Here is a 21143-nt window from a genome sequence, read left to right as displayed (position 1 = left end):
TCCGCAGGGGCGAACGCACGTGGGCCCCGCCACCACACCCGGCAGCGGGGCCCACGTCACGGTTCAAGCGCGCGCAGCGGCTAGCCCGCCACCGCCACCGACGGCTCGCCCGACGGGACGCCGTCCTTCTCCATCTGCTCGGCGATCTTCAGCGCTTCCTCGATGAGGGTCTCCACGATCTTCGACTCGGGCACCGTCTTGATGACCTCGCCCTTGACGAAGATCTGCCCCTTGCCGTTGCCGGAGGCGACGCCGAGGTCGGCCTCGCGGGCCTCGCCGGGGCCGTTCACGACGCAGCCCATGACGGCGACGCGGAGGGGGACCTCCATGCCGTCGAGGCCCGCGGTGACCTCCTCGGCCAGCTTGTAGACGTCGACCTGGGCGCGGCCGCAGGAGGGGCAGGAGACGATCTCCAGGCGGCGCTGCTTGAGGTTCAGCGACTCCAGGATCTGCATGCCGACCTTGACCTCCTCCGCCGGGGGGGCGGAGAGGGAGACGCGGATCGTGTCGCCGATGCCCTCGCTCAGCAGCGCGCCGAAGGCGACCGCCGACTTGATCGTGCCCTGGAAGGCCGGACCGGCCTCCGTCACGCCGAGGTGCAGCGGGTAGTCGCACGCCGCGGCGAGCTGGCGGTAGGCGTTGACCATCACGACCGGGTCGTTGTGCTTCACCGAGATCTTGATGTCCCGGAAGCCGTGCTCCTCGAAGAGGGACGCCTCCCAGAGGGCCGACTCGACCAGGGCCTCGGGCGTCGCCTTGCCGTACTTCTTGAGAAGGCGCGCGTCCAGGGAGCCCGCGTTGACCCCGATCCGGATCGGCGTGCCCGCGTCGTTCGCGGCGCGCGCGATCTCCTTGACCTTGTCGTCGAACTGCTTGATGTTGCCCGGGTTTACACGCACCGCCGCGCAGCCCGCGTCGATCGCCGCGAACACATACTTCGGCTGGAAGTGAATGTCGGCGATCACCGGGATCTGCGACTTGCGCGCGATCGTCGACAGCGCGTCCGCGTCATCCTGCGTCGGGCACGCCACGCGGACGATCTGGCAGCCGGACGCCGTCAGCTCGGCGATCTGCTGCAGCGTCGCCCCGATGTCGGACGTACGCGTCGTCGTCATCGACTGCACCGACACCGGTGCGTCCCCGCCGACGGCGACCGTTCCGACCTGGATCTTGCGGCTGACCCTGCGGTCGGCGAGCTTGGTCGGAACGGACGGGATTCCGAGCGATACGGCAGTCATCTGGCGAGCATCCCCAAGAGTGTGGATCACAGTGTGGATCAAGGTCCCGAGATCGGCGGGCTCCAGGCTTCGAGATTACGGCACCCCACAGGGCTCGGGCACATCACGCCCCGGAGTCCACCCAATAGTGGGCGGCCGGACACATACTGTGCCCGGCCGCCGCAAACTTCGCTTAATCAGGCCCTTCTCAGGAAATCCTCACCGGGTTCACCACGTCCGCGATCAGCACCAGGATCGTGAAGCAGATGAAGATTCCCGCGACCACGTAGGCGACCGGCATCAGCTTCGCGACGTCGAAGGGGCCCGGGTCGGGCCGCTTCAGGAGCTTGGCCGCCTTCCGCCGCACCGACTCCCACAGGGCGCCCGCGATGTGCCCGCCGTCCAGCGGCAGCAGCGGGAGCATGTTGAAGAGGAACAGCGACAGGTTGAAGCCCGCCACCAGGAACAGCATCATCGCGATCTGGTTCTCCGGCGGGATGTCCAGGGTGAAGACCTCGCCGCCCACGCGGGCCGCGCCCACGACGCCCATCGGGGAGTCCTGCTTGCGGTCGCCGTCCCCGAAGGCCGCGTCCCACAGGTCGGGGACCTTGGACGGCAGGGCGACGAGCGACTCGACGCCGTTCTCCATCATGTCGCCCATGCGGTCCACGGAGTCGCCGAAGCCCTGCTGGACGATGCCGGTGGCCGGGGTGAAGCCGAGGAAGCCGGCGTAGACGTACTTCCCTTCCACGTAGCCGCCGTCGCCGTCCGTCTTGCTGACCTGGTTCTTGATCAGGGTGGCGTGCAGGTCCACCCGCTTGCCGTCGCGCTCGACCGTGATGGTGGCCGGGCCGATGGTCTCGCGGATCTCCGACTGGAGCGTGGACCAGTCCTCGACGGGCTGCCCCTGGAAGCCGACGATCTTGTCGCCCAGCTTCAGGCCCGCGGCCTTGGCGGGCGAGGGCTTGTCGCCCTTCTCGCAGGTCGAGCGGTTCTCGCTCTGCTGGATGACACAGTCCGAGACCTTGCCGACCTGGTTCGTCTGGGTGCTGATGCCGAACGTCATCATCACGCCGAGGAAGATCGCCACGGCGAGGATCAGGTTCATGAAGGGGCCCGCGAACATCACGATCACGCGCTTCCAGGGCTTGCGCGTGTAGAAGAGGCGGGTTTCGTCGCCGGGCTTGAGCTCCTCGAAGGCGGCCGACCGGGCGTCCTCGATCATGCCGCGCCAGGGGGACGTCGAGCGGGCCTCGATCTTGCCGTCCGGTCCTGGCGGGAACATGCCGATCATGCGGATGTAGCCGCCCAGGGGGATGGCCTTGATGCCGTACTCGGTGTCGCCCTTCTTGCGCGAGAAGATCGTCGGGCCGAAGCCCACCATGTACTGCGGCACGCGGATGCCGAACAGCTTGGCGGTCGACAGGTGGCCCAGCTCGTGCCAGGCGATCGAGAACAGCAGTCCGACCGCGAAGACGACTATGCCGAGGATCATCATCAAGGTCGTCATGCGCGGGCCTCCGCGGTCGCCTTCGCCGTCAGTTCACGGGCCCGGGCACGCGCCCAGGTCTCCGCTTCGAGGACGTCCGCGACGGTCAGGGAAGTTCCCGACGCAGAAATGTCGGGGTCGCCGTGTTCGGCGACGACCTGTGTCACGGTCTCCATGATCCCGTTGAAGGGCAAGGCGCCGTTCAAGAACGCGTCCACGCACTCCTCGTTGGCGGCATTGAACACTGCCGGGGCCGTGCCCGCGAGCTTCCCCACATGCCGGGCGAGCCCGACCGACGGGAAAGCGTCGTTGTCGAGCGGGAAGAACTCCCAGCTCGACGCCTTCGTCCAGTCGAACGCGGGGGCCGCGTCCGGCACCCGCTCCGGCCAGCCGATGCCGATGGCGATGGGGCCGCGCATGTCGGGCGGCGTGGCCTGGGCCAGCGTCGAGCCGTCGGTGAACTCGACCATGGAGTGCACGTAGGACTGCGGGTGGACGACGACCTCGATGCGCTCGAACGGGATGTCGTAGAGGAGGTGCGCCTCGATGACCTCCAGGCCCTTGTTGACGAGCGTCGCCGAGTTGACGGTGATGACCGGGCCCATGGCCCAGGTGGGGTGCGCGAGCGCGTCGTCCGGGGTGACGTTCGCCAGCTCGGCCTTCGTACGTCCCCGGAACGGGCCACCGGAAGCGGTGACGACCAGTTTGCGTACGTCGGCGCGGGTGCCGGCGGCGAGCGACTGGAAGAGGGCGGCGTGCTCGGAGTCGACGGGGATGATCTGGCCCGGCTTGGCGAGGGCCTTCACCAGGGGGCCGCCGACGATCAGCGACTCCTTGTTGGCGAGCGCGAGCGTGCGGCCCGCTTCGAGGGCGGCGAGGGTGGGCGCGAGGCCGATGGAGCCGGTGATGCCGTTCAGGACCGTGTGGCACTCGGACGCGGCGAGCTGGGTGGCCGCGTCGGGCCCGGCGAGGATCTCGGGGAGCGGCTCCCCGTCGCCGTACTGCCCCTTGAGGGCCTCGCGCAGCGCCGGTACGACGTCCTCGCGGGCCACCGCGACGGTCCGCACGCGCAGCTGCCGCGCCTGCTCGGCGAGCAGCCCGACGCGGCCGCCCGCGGCGGAGAGCGCGGTGACGCGGAAGCGGCCGGGGTTGCGCAGGACGAGGTCGATGGCCTGGGTGCCGATCGACCCCGTCGAGCCGAGGATGACGATGTCCCGCGGGCCGTCCGTGACCACGGGGTCGAAGACGAGATGCGGGTCCGCGAGGGGGGCAGGGCTGTCGCTCATGCCCCCATTCTTGCGTGGGCGGCTGTGTGCGGGTGCACTGCGCCCCGATCCGGTCACTCGGTCTCGTGTTCCGGGGCGTGGCTGTCCGGTCGTGCGGCGTAGCGGAGGGGCGGGACTTGGGGGCTGGCGCCGTGCCAAGCGCGTGGGTCCGTGCCCTGGTGGGGATCCGCCAGCGCTTCCCTCAGGAAGGGCACGATGCCGCGTTCCAGGAGTGCGTGACGCCAGGCTTCCCTGGCTCGGGCGATCTCGTCCTCCCGGTCGGTCTGCAGCCCCGCCGCGGTGGAGCGATGGCGCAGTGCGGTGACCACCAGGCCGACCGCGGCGAACAGCAGCCCCGCGGCGGTGACGGCACCGAAGAACCACCCGGCACCGATCATGGCGTCGGCAAAGCCGGGCTCGGGGGTGAGCATCTTCAGGACGTACCCGATGAGCAGGAAGATCACGGCCGCCGTCCCGGCGAGTACGGGTACGAGCACGGCGAGGACCGCCGAGAGACCGCCGCCGGTCTCGTCGCGGACCTCTCCCCTTGCCGCGACACCGGTCGGCGCGGCCGATGCGCGCAACTCGTCGCGCACCTTCACGTAGTGGAGGTACTCCGCCGCGGCGGCAGAGGTGATGAGTGCGGACGCGTTCGTGGCCATGGTGCGCAGCTGCTCGGTGTTGACGCGCTGCCCCACCGAGGCGAGTTCGGGCCACTCATGGGTGGTGCGCAGCACCCCGTCGAGCAGCGACTCGAATGCCGCGCGGTCCTCGGGGAGCAGGTACGGCGCGGTGCGGGACGAAGGGGGACGCGGAGGGCGCTGCGAAGTCGCGGGCTCGGACCGCGGCGGTTCCGGCGCGGGCTGCTCGGGTGCCGGAGAGAGAGCCGGGGTCGGTGCCGGAGAGGGGGCCGGAGTCGGGGCAGCGCCCTGCGGCGCCGCGCTCACGCGGATGCCGAGGAGCGCGGCGAGCACCCGGCGGCCGAGCGGGAGTTCGGCCCTGCGGGGGGCGCCCGCCGGCCGGGCGGAGGTGCGGCCGACGCCGAGCACCGCCGAGCCGATCCTGCGGTTCATGGAGGGGCGGGTCACAGCGCCGTCCCCTCTTCCCCGGCGGAGGATCCATGGATGCGGCGGGGCTGCGGGCGGGGCTCGGCCTGCGGTTCCTGGGCCTGAGCGGGCGGAGGCACCACGGTGGGCCGGACGCGCGGCCCGAGCGGCTCGGTCTGCTGCGCCCCGGCCGCCTCGGGAGCCGGCGCGGGCGCGGGCGCCGTCGGCGCACCGGTGACGGCGTCGCTCACCGCCTGGATGCGCCCGAGCTGGGTCAGGATCACCGGGGCCGACACTCCGACGACGAACGCCGCGTACGCGCCGCTGATCTGGCCGGTGGTGCCGAAGAGCACGGCGGCACCGGCGCCCATCCCGCTGTGGATGACGGCTGCAGCGGTATCGGCCACGGGGTCGAAGTAGTCCCGGAACAGCGGCAGTTGGGACTCCTGCCCGGCGGCAGGCGCCTGCCGGTGTTCGCGTCGCGCCGCCTGCCAGTCGAGTACGCAGTTGTAGGCGTCGAGCACGCCGCGCAGCACACCCCCCGCCGCCCCCAGCAGGATGAGCATCGGCACGTCCACGGCATCCCCCGGCGGTACGACGGCGGGACTCCGGTTCCAGGAGTCCCGCCGCCTGAGCGTAGGGCCGGGGCTGCCGCAGAGGAAGGGCCGCAGAGCGCTCCGCGATCAACGGATGGGGCGATGGACGTTCTCCCGTTTCGTCGGGCCCGGGGTCGCGGCCGCGATCCAGGGTCCTTCGCCGCTGGGGTCGACGACGCCGGACTCCAGCCAGGTGTACGTACCGGAGAGGACGCCCTTGACGACCTTGCGGTCGATGTCGTCGGTGTTGGTCCACAGGCGGTCGAAGAGCTCGTCGACGCGGATGCGGGACTGGCGGCAGAAGGTGTCGGCCAGCTGGTAGGCCTCGCGGCCGTGCTCCTCCGTGGTGCGCAGGAGCTCGGCGCGCACGCAGGCCGCGCTCATCGCGAAGAGCTCGGCGCCGATGTCGACCACGCGGCCCAGGAAGCCCTGCTTGGTCTCCATCTTTCCCTGCCAGCGCGACATCGCGTAGAAGGTCGAGCGGGCCAGCTTGCGGGCATTGCGTTCTACGTAGCGCAGGTGCGGGGAGAGGTCCGCGTGCCCGCTGGGGTGGAACTCGGCGTACGAGCGCGGGAGTTGGCCCGCCCCTGTGACCAGCTTCGGGAGCCAGCGGGCGTAGAAGCCGCCCGCCTTCGCGCCCGCCTTCGCCTTGTCGGACAGGGACTTGTCCGGGTCGATCAGGTCGCCCGCCACCTTCAGGTGCGCGTCCACGGCCTCGCGGGCGATCAGCAGGTGCATGATCTCCGTCGAGCCCTCGAAGATGCGGTTGATGCGCAGGTCGCGCAGGACCTGTTCGGCGGGGACGGCGCGCTCGCCGCGGGCCGCGAGCGACTCGGCGGTCTCGAAGCCGCGGCCGCCGCGGATCTGGACGAGTTCGTCCGCCATCAGACAGCCCATCTCCGAGCCGTACAGCTTGGCGAGGGCGGCCTCGATGCGGATGTCGTTGCGGTCCTCGTCGGCCATCTGCGAGGAGAGGTCGAGTACGGCTTCGAGGGCGAAGGTCGTCGCCGCGATGAAGGAGATCTTCGCGCCGACCGCCTCGTGGAACGCGACCGGCTTGCCCCACTGCTCGCGCGCCCCCGCCCACTCGCGGGCGATCTTCAGACACCACTTGCCGGCGCCCACGCACATCGCGGGCAGTGAGAGGCGTCCGGTGTTGAGGGTGGTGAGAGCGATCTTGAGCCCCGCGCCCTCGGGGCCGATGCGGTGCGTCGCCGGGACGCGGACCTGGTGGAAGCGGGTGACGCCGTTCTCAAGCCCTCGCAGCCCCATGAAGGCGTTGCGGTTCTCGACGGTGATGCCGTCCGACGCGGCCTCGACGACGAAGGCGGTGATGCCGCCCTTGTGGCCCTCGGACTTCGGCACCCGCGCCATGACCACGAGCAGATCGGCGACGACACCGTTGGTGGTCCACAGCTTCACGCCGTCCAGGACGTAGTCGTCACCGTCCGGCACGGCCGTCATCGCCATGCGCGCCGGGTCGGAGCCGACGTCCGGCTCGGTGAGCAGGAACGCGCTGATGTCCGTGCGGGCACAGCGCGGCAGGAACTCGTCCTTCTGCTCCTGGGTGCCGAACTGCTTCAGCGGCTGCGGTACGCCGATCGACTGATGGGCGGAGAGCAGCGCGCCGATCGCCGGGTTCGCGGAGCCGACGAGGGCGAGGGCCTTGTTGTAGTACACCTGGGTGAGGCCGAGCCCGCCGTACTTCGTGTCGATCTTCATGCCGAGGGCGCCGAGCTCCTTGAGCCCGTTGATCACCTCGTCGGGGATCTGCGCCTCGCGCTCGATGCGCGCCGAATCGATCTTCGTCTCGCAGAAGTCGCGGAGCTTGGCCAGGAACTCCTCGCCGCGCTGGGCGTCCTCGTCCGCGGGCAGCGGGTGCGGATGGATCAGGTCGAGCCGGAAGCGGCCCAGGAAGAGTTCCTTGGCGAAGCTGGGCTTGCGCCAGTCCTGCTCACGAGCGGCCTCGGCGACCTGCCGGGCCTCGCGCTCGCTGACGGACGGTTTGGGGGTTGGTGCGGACATGAGGAGCTCACCTCGCCGCGGAGTGGGGCCGGTCGGTGCCGATGGAACCGATTGCGACCCGGTCGGTTACTGACTGGTGCTACTCGATCGTATGGATCGTATGTACCCGATCCACCCGAACCCCACCAGTCCTCGCGCAGCGTTTGGCCGCACCGCGTCCGCCCCGCGGGCCCGGACACGAGAACGGCCGGAGCCCCCGCACAGTGGGCTCCGGCCGTTCGGTTCGTGAAGTGTCTTGCGGGTGCCTCGCAGGTGTCCTACAGGGCGAGGCCCGTCAGGACCATGACCCGCTCGTACGTGTAGTCGTCCATCGCGAACGCCACGCCCTCGCGGCCCACGCCGGACTGCTTGACGCCGCCGTACGGCATCTGGTCGGCGCGGTAGGACGGGGCGTCGCCGATGACCACGCCGCCGACCTCGAGGTCGCGGTGGGCGCGGAAGGCGGTCTGCAGGTCGTGCGTGAAGACGCCCGCCTGGAGGCCGTACTTGGAGTCGTTGACGGCGGCGAACGCCTCCGCCTCGCCGTCCACCTTCTTGAGCGTGAGGACCGGTCCGAAGACCTCCTCGCAGGCGATGGTCACATCGGCCGGTACGTCGGCGAGCACGGTCGGCGCGTACGCGGCGCCGTCCCGCTTGCCGCCGGCGAGGAGCTTCGCGCCCGCGTTGACGGCCTCGTCGACCCAGGACTCCACGCGCTTGGCGGCGTCCTCGTTGACGAGCGGGCCGACCTCGGTGGCAGGGTCGGACGGGTCGCCGGTGACCTGGGCCTCGACGGCCTTGACGACGCGCGGCACGAGGCGGTCGTAGACGGACGCGTCGGCGATGACCCGCTGCACCGAGATGCAGGACTGGCCGCCCTGGTAGTTGGAGAAGGTCGCGATGCGCGAGGCGGCCCAGTCGAGGTCCTCGTCGGAGGAGAAGTCGTCCAGGACGACGGCCGCGCCGTTGCCGCCGAGCTCCAGGGTGCAGTGCTTGCGCGGCACCGAGTCCATGATCGCGTAGCCGACCTTGTCGGAGCCGGTGAAGGAGATGACCGGCATGCGCTCGTCCTGGACCAGGGCGGGCATCTTGTCGTTGGCGACGGGGAGCACGGACCAGGAACCGGCCGGGAGCTCGGTCTCGGCGAGGAGCTCGCCGATGAGGAGGCCGGACAGCGGGGTCGCGGGCGCCGGCTTCAGGATGATCGGCGCGCCGACGGCGATCGCCGGGGCGATCTTGTGGGCGCAGAGGTTCAGCGGGAAGTTGAACGGCGCGATGCCGAGGACGACGCCCTTGGGGAAGCGGCGGGTCAGGGCGAGGCGGCCCTGGCCGCCGGCGTCGGTGTCCAGACGCTGGGCCTCGCCGCCGTTGAAGCGGCGGGCCTCCTCCGCGGCGAACCGGAACACGGAGACCGCGCGGCCGACCTCGCCGCGGGCCCACTTGATCGGCTTGCCGTTCTCCGCGGAGATCAGCTGGGCGATCTCCTCCGTGCGCTCGACCAGGCGGTTCGACACGTGGGAGAGGGCCGCGGCACGGACGTGGGCCGGCGTCGCGGCGAACTCGTCGCGCACGGCGTACGCGGCGGCGACGGCCTCCTCGACCTGGGCGTCGGTCGGGACGGCCGCCTTGCCGACGAGCCGCCCGTCCCAGGGCGAAGTGACGTCGAGAGTGGTCTCACCGGTGGTCTGGCGACCGGCGAGCCAGAAGGCGTGGATGGAAGTCATGTCGATTCCCGGCCCTTCCGCGAAAGGTGTGTCTTGGGGGGTACGTTCCCCACCGTAGGGGCGGTAAGGGTGCGGGGCGTTTGTCCGACGCGGTGCGTTGGACACTGGGTCTGCGCCGCTTTGGCAGGGGCGGGAGGCTTGCGCACCGCCGATGGCCCGCCGATGGCCCGCCGAGGGCCCGCCGATGACCCGGCGGCGCCTACTCCGTGCCGCTCGACGTCGCCTTCAAGGAGAGCCACAGCTCCATGCGGACGTCCGGATCGTCCAGGCTGCGGCCGAGGATCTCCTCGACCCTCCGCATGCGGTAGCGCAGCGTGTGCCGGTGGACGCCGAGGTCCGCCGCCGCCGCGTCCCACTGGCCGTGCCGGGACAGCCAGGCCCGCAGCGAGGCGATCAGATCGCCCCGGCCGGTGGCGTCGTGCTCGTACAGCGCACGCAGGAGCCCGTCGGCGAACGCCCGCACCGCGTCGTCGGCGAGGAGGGGAAGGACGGAGCCCGCCGCCAGCTCCTCGTGCTCGACCAGCGTGCGGCCCCGCCGCCGGGCCACGGACAGGGCCTGGTCGGCCTGCTTGTATGCCGTGGCGGCCGCGATCGGCCCGGCCGGCGCGGAGAGCCCCATCAGGAGCGATGCGTCGTCGCCCGCGCCCTGCTCGCGCACCTCCGAGCGGCCGGACTCCAGCTGTTCCGCGTGGGCGACGCAGGCCGCGGCCCCCGCCCCGCCGTCCACGACGAGCAGCACGAGCCGCTCGCCGTACGGCACGACGAGGAGCGCCTCGCCGGCGCGCGCGGCGGCCGACTCGACGGCGTCGGTGAGCCCGGCGAGCGGGTCGCCGCCCTCGGGGGCGGAGGCCGGCACTTCGGCCACCACGAGGCGGAACGGGGCGTCGAGGAGCCCTCCGTACAGCTCTCCCGCCACGGTCCGCGCGTGATCCGGCTCCCCCGCGAGCAGCATCCGAAGCACCGCGGCCCCGATCCGCGCCTCGGCGGCGTGCAGCGAGCGGTTGCGCTCCGTGGTGAGGGTGAGGAGCGCTATGGCGGAGTGCAGCGCGTACCGCTCGGCCGTGCCGAGGGTGGACGCCGTGCCGACGGCGAGCGCGGCGCGTGGCCGCCGCCCGGTGCCGATCGAGTGCAGCTCCACGCGGTCCTCGGCGCCGGCGACGACCGCGCTCGCGGGGGCCGTCCGGTCCCGCAGCCGCTCGACGTCGGAGGTGAGGCGGGCGGCCCTGCGGGACGCCCACTCGGGTGCCGTGGCGACGACGGCGCCCGAGGCGTCGTACAGCGCCGCCCAGCCGTCCACCTGCCCGGCCAGCGCGGCGAGCAGCCCCTCGGGGCCGTCGCTCAGCGCCTGCTTGGTCAGCTCGCGCTGGGCGGCGAAGCCCGCCGTCACCGCGCGGTACTGGTCGGCGGCGATCGCGGCCGACACGGCCTTGCTGATGGCGAGGAACGGCGTGCGCCGTGGCACCTCCAGGAGCGGGAGCCCCTCGCCCTCGGCGGCCTCGAGCAGCGCCTGCGGAATGTCGTCGTAGTGCACGCCGACCGCGAAGCCGAGCCCGACGACGCCGGCCGCCGCGAGCCGCTTCACATAGCGGCGCATCCCGTCGGGATCCTCCGCGTCCAGCTTGAGCGCGGTGATCAGGAGGAGCTCGCCGCCCTCCATGTAGGGCACGGGGTCGGTGAGCTCACTGGCATGCGCCCAGCGCACAGGCGCGTCCAGATGCTCCTCACCGGCGCGCACCGTCAGCTTGAGCGCGGAGTGGTGGACGAGGGAGGCGAGCGTGGGCGGCATGGGACCTTCAGGTCGGGTCAGTGGCAGGTCTGGGAGTCGACGGCGTCGGGTGAGACGGCACCCGTCCGGCCCGTACATCGAATCGCGGACGAGATGTGGATCTTTTGGCCGCTACGTATGAACGACCTGTGTCGATTCTGCCTCACCGTACGGTACGTACGAGACCGATTACCCCGTACGTACATCCCTACCTATGCCCTGGCGACTAACCCCGGAGATCCACGAGCAGCGGCGGCGCGTGCTCGCCCCTCACATCCGTCAGCGAGAGCACCGCATGCCCCGCGGGCACCGCGTGCGCCAGCTCGGACGCGGACCACCGCTCGCGCTCGACCTGGCGGACGGTTACGGCGTCCCGCGTCACGGCCTTGCCCGTGACGAATTTGCGAAAGGCGTGCAGGGCGCGCGTCATCGGCTGATCGGCGAAGATGGCGTGCTGGGCGACCTCACGGGTCTCGATCCACGACGTTCCCCACGCCTCCGCGAAGCGTCTGCCGTCCCATGTGGTGACCCCGGAGAACGCCATACGGCAGCCTACGGTCGCGTACAACGGCCCCTGCAGTGCCTCGGGTACGTCACTGACGGTACGCAGGGCCAATACCACCCCGGCGTTCACGGATCGGAGGCGCTGGATGCCCTGGACCGTCTCGTCGGTCACCACGCGGGTGGCGTCGTCGAGGACCAGGCAGACGAAGTGCTCACGGTCGCCGCGAGTGTGCACCATGGAGATGAACTGAGCCAGGAGGAGACGCGTGATCAGCCGCGAAGCCTCCCCGTGCCCGCGTTCGGGCAGATCGATGCGCACGCGCATGGGGTGATGCATCACCGCACGCAGGGAGAACGGGCTGTCGCTCCCCGAGTCGAAGAACTCGGCGAAGGCGGGGCGGTCGAGGAGTGCGAGCCTGTCGGCGAGCGCCGGTCCCGGATCGGCTGCACTGCCCTGCTGCCGGACGCGGGCGTCAAGTTCGCGCCGCATCACGGCGTGGTCGTCGGACCGGAGGGCGTCGCGCAGATCCGACAGGGCCGAGGGCACGCCTTCGAGCAGTTCACGCAGGACGGGCACCGAGGGGAAACGGCCGTACGCCGCCCAATAGGGGCCGAGCACCTGGGCCAACGTCGTCGCCGCGCGGCGGCTGTCGACGGCGGCGAGGTCGCCGACAAGCCCCTCGGCCAGGAAGGACGCGGCCTCGTCGGGATCCGATGTGCCCGCGTAGAGGTCGAGGTCGTGCACGGACGTGGGGTCGCCGAGCTTGACGACGACGTCGTATCCGTCGTCACCGCCGAGTGGTGTACCGGCCGCGCAGACCGCGATGACCGCGCACTGGCCGGTGAGCGCCTGTAGGGAGAGGGACTCCACAACCGGGCGAACGAGCCGCTCGGTCTTGCCGGCCCCGGAAGGACCGACCGCCAGGAGCGAGGTGCCGAGGACGGCGGTCTCCAGGGCGATGCCCGCGCCGCGACTGCCGGCGGGGTTGCGGTCCTCGGGCACGCACCGTCCGATGCGGACCTGCCCGACCAGAAGGTCGTGGGTCGCCGTGCGGGAGGGAAGATCGCGCGCTCCGGAGGGGTGCGTCCAGGCTGCCCCGCCCTGCTGCAGCACCGTGTCGTCGAACGCGTCGCGCAGCGCGGGGTCCCCACCCGCCGTGCTCCACATCCGGCGCACCCGCACACAGTCGACGTCGTTCATCTGACCGCTCAGCACCGCGGCGGACAGCACATCCGCCGCCTTGTCCCGGCCCTCTCCCCTGAGCTCCGGCCACTGGGCCCGCGATGCCACGGACGCGGGCCGCTGGGGAGGTGATGGCACCAGGCCGTTCTTGACCGGCCGCGGGCGGGCGAGCCACGTGCGCAGCAAACCCACCCAGTCACCCAGTTTCGCGAACGGCCAGAGCACCGCCGCGGTGATCAGTACATACACCCCGTACGTGATGATCTCGTTCTCGAAGATCTCGAAACCGCCCGAGAACAGCGCGATCAGCGCCATCACGCCGGTGAAGATCGGCAGAGGATCCCAGGCGACCCCGGGAAAGGCCTCAGGCCAGACGAACATCAGCACGATCAGCGCGCCCGCCGCAGCACGAAGCGCCCGGCCGGGCTGATCCCTGCGGCTGATGAGATGCCGGAGCACCTCGCCCCAGTTTCCGATGCGGCCGACTCCGTAGACGAGCAACCCGAGGAACACGCCGCTGGCGGCCACCCTGGCTTCGTAGCCCTGCCACATATTTTCCCTCGGAGCGAGGGTCCCCGGATAGAACCACTCCGCCCGGACGAAAAGCCTGATGACCGCCCCCTGATAGGGAATGGCGGCCTCACGCCACATCGACCAGAGGAACAGCCCGATCACCAGGGAGATCACGACCCCCGCCACGAGGGCGCGATCCATCCGCTGCTTGCCGTCGCCCTCCGGCGGCGGAACATGACGGAACCTCCAGATGCCGAGCCCCGCCTTGGGCCGCGGCGCCGACAGCCAGTCGCTTACCGCCGGCAGAGCACCCGGTGACTGGCGCGGCACTGGCGGCAAGCCGGAGGGCATGGGTGGCAAGGCGCGCGCGGGGCGTGGCACGGGGGTGGCGTGAGTGCCCTGCGCATCCTGCGTGCCGTCGGAATCCATGTCCATTGCCCCCTGACCTGCCGCTCTGCTGTTCCGCGGGTCAATCTAGTGCCCCCACAGGGGGAGTTCACCGGATACGCGGCCGTACGTATCCTTACGCGGCCGTCCCGCTACCGTCTCCCGATGGCCGACCACAAGGATCTCGACACAGCCGCCGTGGGAACGCCGGACCGGGGCCAGCGCCCCGCGCCGCCGCCGTCCGTGGACTCCACCGCCTGGGACGCCCCGTCGACCCGTCGGGCCTGGCGATGGCACACGGTCAGGACCGTCCTCGCCCTCGCCGCCTGGATCGGCGGCTGGTTCGTGCTGCTCGACGTCACGCAGAACACCTTCCACCTGGCCTCGCTGGTGTTCATCCCGTACACCGTCTATGCCCCGTACCGGCTCCTGATGCTTCTGGCGGGAACTCTGCCCGGCGTATTCCGGATGCGGCGCACCCTGCGCGGGCACCCCTGGCGGCTGATCGAGAGCGCCGAGCACGGGATGTCGGCGCATCCGGCGGCGGCGAGCGACAAACCCTGGATCGCCGTGCCGGATCCGGAGGCTCCCGAGGACCCGGCCGCGCGGCTTCCGCTCCTCCTCGTCGCCGAGCCCCGCGCACGCTGGTGGCTCCGGCGCGTCCGTCCCGGCGCCATACCCGAACAGCGCGCGGAGATCGGTGTGTTGTGGTGCTGCGGCGACCCGCGGGGCGATGTGGTCATCGCCGTATCCGCACGCCCGGACGGCAAGGCGGGGGCGCCCCGTCGGCTGCTCCTTCTTCAGCAGCGCGGCGCCCTGGTCGCGAGCCGTCGCCACGCTCCGCCCGCGGCGTCGGCGGATCCCGACACCGCCGACCTCACGCGGCCCGCCCTCTCCCATCCGCCGACGGCCCGCACGATGCGCGGCCGAATGCGCCGCCGCGCTCTCCTCCTGCTCGTCTGGCCCGCACTGCTCGCCGTACAGATCGCCGAGATCACCCTCGACGAGGGCCACGACAAGATCGGCCTTGTCGTGATCATCGCGATGGCTCAGCTGACCGGGCTCCCGCTACACATCGCCGTACTCCTCAGCACCCGTCGGATGACGCGCCTGCTCGCCGCCCATCCGTGGCGCCCCGTCGACTGCACGATCCGCAGCCGGGGCAAGACTCAGCTGATCACCGTTGATGGCCAGGTCCTGACGCCGAGTCCCTGGAGGGTGTACGTCGACGTCAACGTCACGCGCCTGTGGGTTGCGGGCGATCAGGGCTCGCGCTGCATGGTCTCCATGCCCGGCGGCGCCCGCCCCGTGAGCGTCGCGCCCACCCCCTGACCCCGCAGGGCGTACCGCTATGTCCACCACGGACAACCGCCACGCCCAACAACTCCCCCGTGGAGCATGACCACCCCCGGTCCGCGGCCCTAACCTGCGAAGAAAGCAACAGTGCGTCCGTAACGCCCCCACCCCCAGGAGCCCTCCATGACCGAAATTCCGCAGGAGCGCCGCGTCGTCACCGCCATTCCCGGGCCGAAGTCCCAGGAGCTGCAGGCCCGCCGGACCGCCACGGTCGCCGGTGGGGTGGGTTCCGTGCTGCCCGTGTTCGCGGCGCGTGCCGGTGGCGGCATCATCGAGGACGTCGACGGGAACCGCTTCATCGACTTCGGCTCCGGCATCGCCGTGACGTCGGTCGGTGCGAGCGCCGAGGCCGTCGTGCGCCGCGCGACCGCGCAGCTCGCCGACTTCACCCACACCTGTTTCATGGTCACGCCGTACGAGGGGTACGTCGCCGTCGCCGAGCAGCTCGCGGAGCTGACGCCGGGTGACCACGAGAAGAAGTCCGCGCTCTTCAACTCCGGCGCCGAGGCCGTCGAGAACGCCGTCAAGATCGCCCGCTCCTACACCAAGCGCCAGGCCGTCGTCGTCTTCGACCACGGCTACCACGGCCGTACCAACCTGACGATGGCGCTGACCAGCAAGAACATGCCGTACAAGAACGGCTTCGGGCCGTTCGCGCCCGAGGTCTACCGCGTACCGGTGGCCTACGGCTACCGCTGGCCGACGGGCGAGGAGAACGCCGGTCCCGAGGCCGCCAAGCAGGCCATCGACCAGATCAGCAAGCAGGTCGGCGCGGACAACGTCGCCGCGATCATCATCGAGCCGGTGCTCGGCGAGGGCGGCTTCATCGAGCCGGCCAAGGGCTTCCTGCCGGCGATCGTGCAGTTCGCCAACGACAACGGAATTGTGTTCGTCGCGGACGAGATCCAGTCCGGTTTCTGCCGTACCGGTCAGTGGTTCGCGTGTGAGGACGAGGGGATCGTCCCGGACCTGATCACGACCGCCAAGGGCATTGCCGGTGGTCTGCCGCTCGCCGCCGTCACCGGTCGCGCCGAGATCATGGACTCCGCGCACGCCGGCGGCCTCGGCGGCACCTACGGCGGCAACCCGGTGGCCTGCGCCGGTGCGCTCGGCGCCATCGAGACGATGAAGGAGCTCGACCTCAACGGCAAGGCCAAGGCGATCGAGGCGACGATGAAGTCGCGCCTCTCCGCCATCGCGGAGAAGTACGACATCGTCGGCGACATCCGCGGCCGTGGCGCCATGATCGCCATCGAGCTGGTCAAGGACCGCGCCACCAAGGAGCCGAACCCGGAGGCGACCGGCGCCCTGGCCAAGGCCTGCCACGCGGAGGGCCTGCTCGTCCTCACCTGTGGCACGTACGGCAACGTGCTGCGCTTCCTGCCGCCGCTGGTGATCGGCGACGACCTCCTCAACGAGGGCCTGGACATCATCGAGGCGGCCTTCGCCCGCATCTGACGCCGTCGGCGGCGGCCGAACCACGGCGGGCGCCGCCGATAGCGGTCAACGGAGCCGGGATCATCCCATAGCGGGAAGATCCCGGCTCCGTATGTATCCGCACATGCCCTGACGTGTGTGTACCTCACGCGGTGAGAGAGCCGTGACCTGGGGTGACGGGCAGGGCGTGTGAAGAACGTGTGCGGGCCCGATGACGGGTTGCCGTTCCGCCTGTCGGCCCGTCACCACCTGACGTACGGTTTCTGCAGATGAGAGAAACACCCCGCCCACAGGGGACTGTGGGCGACACCGGGACGGAGCCTCCCCAGCCCCGTCTTGGTCGTGCCCTCGCGCACACACCCGGAGCTTCTGGCTCCGGAACTCCTCACCGATCGGATGGCCGCACGCCCCAAACCCCCCGGGGCGCGCGGTTCGCCGATCAGCCCGGCCACTTCGGAACTACCCCCCCTGTTCCGAGGTGGCCGGCCCTTTTTATGTCCCTGTGCGCGCTGCTCTTCGCGATCGTCACCTGGCAGGTGATCGCCGAAGGCCCCCTCCGCGACGCGGACGAGCGGCTCGGCCCCTGGATCACCGGGAGCCGGCTCCCTGACGGCGCCGCCGAGTTCCTCGCCGACCTCGGCGGAGTCGCCGTCGCCGCACCCGTGCTCGCGGCCGTCGCCGCCTGGACCGCCTGGCGGGGCCGGCTCGACGGTGTGTTCCGCTGGTGGCTCGCCCCGGTGACCGCCGTCGTGGCGATGGCGGCGGTCCCGGCTCTGGTGATCCCGCTCAAGGTCCTCGTCGACCGCACAGGACCGGCCGGCATGGACGGCAGCGGCTACTACCCGTCGGGCCACACCGCCACCGCCATGGTCGCCTACGGCGGGGCGGCGCTGCTCCTGCTCCCGCATCTGCGCGGCACGTACGCCCGACGCGAACTGGTCATCGCCTGCGCCCTGTTGAACTTCGGGGTCGGGCTCGGTCTGGTGCGGCGCGGATATCACTGGCCGCTGGACGTGGTGGCCGGCTGGCTGCTGTTCGGGATGGTGCTGCAGGTGATGGTGATCGTGATCGCGCGGTACGGTCGCGGGTCGGCCGAGGAGTGTGGACCGGCCCAGGAATAGGGCGAGACCGCGACCTGCGTGCTCCTTCACCCGGGCGGGGCGGCGGCGCCTCGGGCGAGCGTCGCGGTGCGGCGCTGGGGCGGGGCACCTCGGCGCGGGTGCGGTCGGTGCCGGTCGATCTGCCGTCGCTGCTCGGCCCGTTGGGCGGCCCCGGGTGGCGCGAGGCGCTGGTGCGGCTGTGGGGTCAGGTGCTCGCCTGACCCCGCGCCGGTCCGGCCGGGGTGTCGCGTCAGCCGAAGTACGCGTCGAAGTTCTTCGAGAACTCCCAGTTGTTGAAGCGGTCCCAGTTGATCGACCAGGTCATCAGGCCGCGCAGGTCCGGCCAGGTGCCGTGCGTCTGGTACGAGCCGCAGTCGGTGCCCTTGGTCAGGCAGTCCAGGGCCTTGTTGACCTCGCCCGTCGACACATGGCCGTTGCCCGCGTTGGTGGAGGCGGGCATGCCGATGGCCACCTTCTCCGGGGGCAGGGCGGGGAAGACGTTGTTCGTGTCGCCCGCCACCGGGAAGCCGGTCAGCAGCATGTCCGTCATCGCGATGTGGAAGTCCGCGCCGCCCATGGAGTGGTACTGGTTGTCCAGGCCCATGATCGGCCCCGAGTTGTAGTCGTGGACGTGCAGCAGGGTGAGGTCGTCGCGCAGGGCGTGGATGACCGGCAGGTACGCGCCGGCGCGCGGGTCCTGGCCGCCCCATTTGCCGGTGCCGTAGTACTGGTAGCCGAGCTGGACGAAGAAGGTCTCCGGCGCCATCGTGAGCGTGAAGCCGCTGCCGTACTTGGACTTGAGGGTCTTCACCGCGGAGATCAGGTTCACGATCGACGGGGTCTTGGGGTTCTTGAAGTCCGTGTCATCGGCGTTCAGGGAGAGGGAGTGGCCCTCGAAGTCGATGTCCAGGCCGTCGAGTCCGTACTCGTCGATGATCGCGGAGACGGACGACACGAAGGTGTCGCGGGCCTGTGTGGTGGTGAGCTGTACCTGGCCGTTCTGGCCGCCGATGGAGATCAGGACCTTCTTGCCCGCCGCCTGCTTGGCCTTGATCGCGGCCTTGAAGTCTTCCTTCGACTCGACGTTCGGGCACTCGGTCTGGGGGCAGAGGCTGAAGCGGATGTCGCCCGATGTGGCGGACGTCGGCTCGCCGAAGGCGAGGTCGATGATGTCCCAGCTGTCGGGGGTGTCCGCGAGCCGGGTGTAGCCGGAGCCGTTGGCGAAGCTGGTGTGCAGATAGCCGACGAGGGCGTGGTCGGCGGCGGCCTTCGGTTGTGCGGTGTCCGCCTCGGCGGTCGTGGCCGGAAGGCCGGACGCGGCGAGCGCGCAGGCGGCGGCCGTGGCCACGGAGAGACGTCTGAGAGAGCGCGACAAGGAACGATCCACAACTACCTCCGGGCATGGGGGGATTGGAGGGCGGGTCGCGCTTAATTTGGTCCAGACCAATGCGTCTGTCAAGACCTCAACAACTCCCGTGCCCCCGGGCTCCCATGCCCCGGCTACTCCCCCGACTCCGTCCCCTCCCGCGCGAGTCCCGCCGCCGCCTCGTGCATCGCGAGTTCGAGCAGGGCCGGATCGGTCAGCGTGCCCGAACCGTCGGGCGGGATCAGCCAGCGCGCCGCGCCACTGGCCCGCCCGGGATAGGGCACGACGATCCAGGTGCCGCGCCCCGCACCGCGGATGCCCGTACCGATCCAGCGGGCGACCGTGCCCGCCGGGACGAAGAACCCCATGCGGGCGTCGCCGAAGTCGGCGAGCACGGGCCCTGGGCGGTCGATGCAGCGGGTGAGCACGTCAAGGGTGGGGTAGCCGAGTTCGCCGGGCAGGATGAGTACGTCCCAGAGCCTGCCCGCCGGCAACAGCGCGACCCCGAGGGGATTTCGCTCCCACTCCCAGCGGCAGGCCTCCGGATCCGGAGCCACCGACACCAGCCATTCGACCGCCGACTTCGTCCTTGAGGCATTCATCGAGGGACCTCCTCTTTTCCTGTGCGCCAGCTGTGCCTGTCACAGGTGAGAGGAGGTCGGGGGCGGAGCATTACGCGGGTTTCGGCCACCAGTTGGCAGTGCAAAGGGGCGGGTGTGTCCGACCGGCGTACGCCGGTCGGACACACCCGCCCCGTGGGCGCCTCAGCTGTCGAAGCCGAGGCCCAGCTTGTCCATCGTCTTCAGCCACAGGTTGCGCCTGCCGCCGTTCTCGTCGGCTCGCGCCAGGGACCACTTGGTCAGCGCGACGCCCGTCCACGCGAACGGCTCGGGCGGGAACGGCAGCGGCTTCGTGCGGACCATCTCCAGGGAGGTGCGTTCCGTGCGCTCGCCCGAGAGCAGGTCCAGCATGACGTCGGCACCGAAGCGGGTGGCCCCGACACCGAGCCCGGTGTAGCCCGCCGCGTATGCGACGCGTCCCGCGTGGGCCGTGCCGAAGAACGCCGAGAAGCGCGAGCAGGTGTCGATCGCGCCGCCCCACGCGTGCGTGAAGCGCAGGCCCTCCAGCTGCGGGAAGCAGGTGAAAAAGTGGCCCGCCAGCTTCGCGTACGTCTCGGGGCGGTCGTCGTGCTCGGCGCGCAGCTTGCCGCCGAAGGGGTAGATCGCGTCGTAGCCGCCCCACAGGATGCGGTTGTCGGCGGAGAGCCGGAAGTAGTGGAACTGGTTGGCGCTGTCGCCCAGGCCCTGGCGGTTCTTCCAGCCGATGGCCGCCAGCTGCTCCTCGCTCAGCGGCTCGGTCATCAGCGCGTAGTCGTAGACCGGGACCGTGTACGGCCGCAGGCGCTTGACCAGGGACGGGAAGATGTTCGTGGCGAGCGCGACCTGGCGGGCGCGGACCCGGCCGTAGGGGGTGCGGACGGCCATCCCGGCGCCGGACGAGGCGAGTTGGAGCGCGGGCGTGTGCTCGTAGATGCGTACGCCCTTCTCCAGGCAGGCCCGCTTGAGGCCCCAGGCCAGCTTCGCCGGGTGGAGCATCGCGACGCCCTCGCGGTCCCAGAGGCCGCCGAGGAAGGTGGGTGAGTCGACGTGCTCGCGCACCGCGTCCGCGTCCAGGAGTTCGGACCCGTCCGCGAGGCCGTGCTCCGCCATCTCGCCGTACATCTCATGGAGTTCGGCGAGCTGGTGCGGCTGGGTCGCCACGTCGATCTCACCGGTGCGTTCGAAGTCGCAGTCGATGGAGTAGCGCTTGACGGCCGCCTCGATCTCGTCGAGGTTGCGGGCGCCGAGCTCCTCCAGCTTCGCGATCTCGCCGGGCCAGCGGGACAGGCCGTTGGAGATGCCGTGCGTGAGAGAGGCGGCGCAGAAGCCGCCGTTGCGGCCGGAGGCGGCCCAGCCCGCCTCGCGGCCTTCGACGAGGACCACCTCGCGGTGCGGGTCGCGCTCCTTGGCGATGAGCGCGGTCCACAGTCCGCTGTAGCCACCGCCGACGACGAGCAGGTCGCACTGTTCGTCGGCGGTGAGGGCGGGCTCGGCGTGCGGCTTGCCCGGGTCGTCCAGCCAGTAGGACACCGGCTGGGCGTCGGAGAGAGACTTGGTCCAACGGGTCATGGCGCTTGGGGCCATGATTTCCA

General features: G+C 70.9%; 14 protein-coding genes and 1 pseudogene. 3 read left to right on the top strand and 12 right to left on the bottom strand.

Features of this window, described 5'->3' with window-relative positions:
- Nucleotides 1–80: 80 nt before the first annotated feature.
- The 9 genes from ispG to OG453_RS27400 all read right to left on the bottom strand — a co-directional run bounded on the left by ispG (nucleotide 81) and on the right by OG453_RS27400 (nucleotide 13735).
- The gene (gene ispG, locus OG453_RS27440) at nucleotides 81–1238 is read right to left on the bottom strand and encodes a flavodoxin-dependent (E)-4-hydroxy-3-methylbut-2-enyl-diphosphate synthase (protein ID WP_266871184.1); all 1158 of its coding nucleotides are present in this window, start codon (nucleotides 1236–1238) and stop codon (nucleotides 81–83) included.
- A gap of 187 nt (nucleotides 1239–1425) precedes the next feature.
- Entirely contained in the window at nucleotides 1426–2727 is a 1302-nt protein-coding gene (locus OG453_RS27435; protein ID WP_266871182.1) for an RIP metalloprotease, read from the bottom strand.
- Nucleotides 2724–3992, bottom strand: a complete 1269-nt coding sequence (gene dxr, locus OG453_RS27430; RefSeq protein WP_266871181.1) for a 1-deoxy-D-xylulose-5-phosphate reductoisomerase — start codon at nucleotides 3990–3992, stop codon at nucleotides 2724–2726. The genes OG453_RS27435 and dxr overlap by 4 nt, the downstream gene beginning before the upstream one ends.
- A gap of 53 nt (nucleotides 3993–4045) precedes the next feature.
- Nucleotides 4046–5059: a hypothetical protein gene (locus OG453_RS27425; protein WP_266871180.1), complete on the bottom strand. Its 1014-nt coding sequence runs from the start codon at nucleotides 5057–5059 to the stop codon at nucleotides 4046–4048.
- Nucleotides 5056–5583: a hypothetical protein gene (locus OG453_RS27420; RefSeq protein ID WP_266873148.1), complete on the bottom strand. Its 528-nt coding sequence runs from the start codon at nucleotides 5581–5583 to the stop codon at nucleotides 5056–5058. The genes OG453_RS27425 and OG453_RS27420 overlap by 4 nt, the downstream gene beginning before the upstream one ends.
- A 117-nt stretch (nucleotides 5584–5700) precedes the next feature.
- Nucleotides 5701–7638: an acyl-CoA dehydrogenase family protein gene (locus OG453_RS27415; RefSeq protein ID WP_266871179.1), complete on the bottom strand. Its 1938-nt coding sequence runs from the start codon at nucleotides 7636–7638 to the stop codon at nucleotides 5701–5703.
- 257 nt (nucleotides 7639–7895) lie between these two features.
- Nucleotides 7896–9341: an aldehyde dehydrogenase family protein gene (locus tag OG453_RS27410; protein ID WP_266871178.1), complete on the bottom strand. Its 1446-nt coding sequence runs from the start codon at nucleotides 9339–9341 to the stop codon at nucleotides 7896–7898.
- Between the two features lie 199 nt (nucleotides 9342–9540).
- Nucleotides 9541–11127 (bottom strand): PucR family transcriptional regulator, encoded by a 1587-nt coding sequence (locus tag OG453_RS27405; RefSeq protein WP_266871177.1) that lies wholly within the window; start codon nucleotides 11125–11127, stop codon nucleotides 9541–9543.
- Between the two features lie 205 nt (nucleotides 11128–11332).
- Nucleotides 11333–13735: an ATP/GTP-binding protein gene (locus OG453_RS27400; protein ID WP_266873147.1), complete on the bottom strand. Its 2403-nt coding sequence runs from the start codon at nucleotides 13733–13735 to the stop codon at nucleotides 11333–11335.
- 123 nt (nucleotides 13736–13858) lie between these two features.
- Here OG453_RS27400 and OG453_RS27395 point away from each other — a divergent pair, with 123 nt between their 5' ends.
- From OG453_RS27395 to OG453_RS27385, 3 genes are all read left to right on the top strand, one after another.
- Nucleotides 13859–15025: a hypothetical protein gene (locus OG453_RS27395; protein ID WP_266871176.1), complete on the top strand. Its 1167-nt coding sequence runs from the start codon at nucleotides 13859–13861 to the stop codon at nucleotides 15023–15025.
- A 147-nt stretch (nucleotides 15026–15172) separates the two neighbouring features.
- Nucleotides 15173–16507, top strand: coding sequence for a 4-aminobutyrate--2-oxoglutarate transaminase (gene gabT / locus OG453_RS27390; protein WP_266871174.1), 1335 nt, complete (start codon nucleotides 15173–15175; stop codon nucleotides 16505–16507).
- Nucleotides 16508–16980: 473 nt separating this feature from the next.
- A complete protein-coding gene (locus OG453_RS27385) occupies nucleotides 16981–17607 on the top strand; it encodes a phosphatase PAP2 family protein (protein ID WP_323178672.1) in 627 nt (208 codons plus the stop codon).
- A gap of 229 nt (nucleotides 17608–17836) precedes the next feature.
- Here the strand turns inward: OG453_RS27385 and OG453_RS27380 are convergent.
- The 3 genes and pseudogenes from OG453_RS27380 to OG453_RS27370 form a co-directional block, all read right to left on the bottom strand.
- Nucleotides 17837–18841 (bottom strand): annotated as a pseudogene (locus OG453_RS27380) (chitinase); the annotation flags it as partial.
- A gap of 245 nt (nucleotides 18842–19086) precedes the next feature.
- The gene (locus OG453_RS27375) at nucleotides 19087–19554 is read right to left on the bottom strand and encodes a hypothetical protein (protein ID WP_266871172.1); all 468 of its coding nucleotides are present in this window, start codon (nucleotides 19552–19554) and stop codon (nucleotides 19087–19089) included.
- Nucleotides 19555–19716: 162 nt separating this feature from the next.
- Entirely contained in the window at nucleotides 19717–21135 is a 1419-nt protein-coding gene (locus OG453_RS27370) for an FAD-binding oxidoreductase (RefSeq protein ID WP_266871171.1), read from the bottom strand.
- Nucleotides 21136–21143: the final 8 nt, after the last annotated feature.

Origin of the sequence: Streptomyces sp. NBC_01381, assembly GCF_026340305.1 — a bacterium.
GTDB lineage: Bacteria > Actinomycetota > Actinomycetes > Streptomycetales > Streptomycetaceae > Streptomyces.
This window is presented reverse-complemented; position numbering and strand designations above follow the sequence as displayed.

Bases quoted from the DNA above. Each gene is read 5' to 3' on its own strand.
- ispG (WP_266871184.1), bottom strand. From the start codon at position 1,238: ATGACTGCCGTATCGCTCGGAATCCCGTCCGTTCCGACCAAGCTCGCC.
- OG453_RS27435 (WP_266871182.1), bottom strand. From the start codon at position 2,727: ATGACGACCTTGATGATGATCCTCGGCATAGTCGTCTTCGCGGTCGGA.
- dxr (WP_266871181.1), bottom strand. From the start codon at position 3,992: ATGAGCGACAGCCCTGCCCCCCTCGCGGACCCGCATCTCGTCTTCGAC.
- OG453_RS27420 (WP_266873148.1), bottom strand. From the start codon at position 5,583: ATGCTCATCCTGCTGGGGGCGGCGGGGGGTGTGCTGCGCGGCGTGCTC.
- OG453_RS27415 (WP_266871179.1), bottom strand. From the start codon at position 7,638: ATGTCCGCACCAACCCCCAAACCGTCCGTCAGCGAGCGCGAGGCCCGG.
- OG453_RS27410 (WP_266871178.1), bottom strand. From the start codon at position 9,341: ATGACTTCCATCCACGCCTTCTGGCTCGCCGGTCGCCAGACCACCGGT.
- OG453_RS27405 (WP_266871177.1), bottom strand. From the start codon at position 11,127: ATGCCGCCCACGCTCGCCTCCCTCGTCCACCACTCCGCGCTCAAGCTG.
- OG453_RS27400 (WP_266873147.1), bottom strand. From the start codon at position 13,735: ATGGATTCCGACGGCACGCAGGATGCGCAGGGCACTCACGCCACCCCC.
- OG453_RS27395 (WP_266871176.1), top strand. From the start codon at position 13,859: ATGGCCGACCACAAGGATCTCGACACAGCCGCCGTGGGAACGCCGGAC.
- gabT (WP_266871174.1), top strand. From the start codon at position 15,173: ATGACCGAAATTCCGCAGGAGCGCCGCGTCGTCACCGCCATTCCCGGG.
- OG453_RS27385 (WP_323178672.1), top strand. From the start codon at position 16,981: ATGTCCCTGTGCGCGCTGCTCTTCGCGATCGTCACCTGGCAGGTGATC.
- OG453_RS27375 (WP_266871172.1), bottom strand. From the start codon at position 19,554: ATGAATGCCTCAAGGACGAAGTCGGCGGTCGAATGGCTGGTGTCGGTG.
- OG453_RS27370 (WP_266871171.1), bottom strand. From the start codon at position 21,135: ATGGCCCCAAGCGCCATGACCCGTTGGACCAAGTCTCTCTCCGACGCC.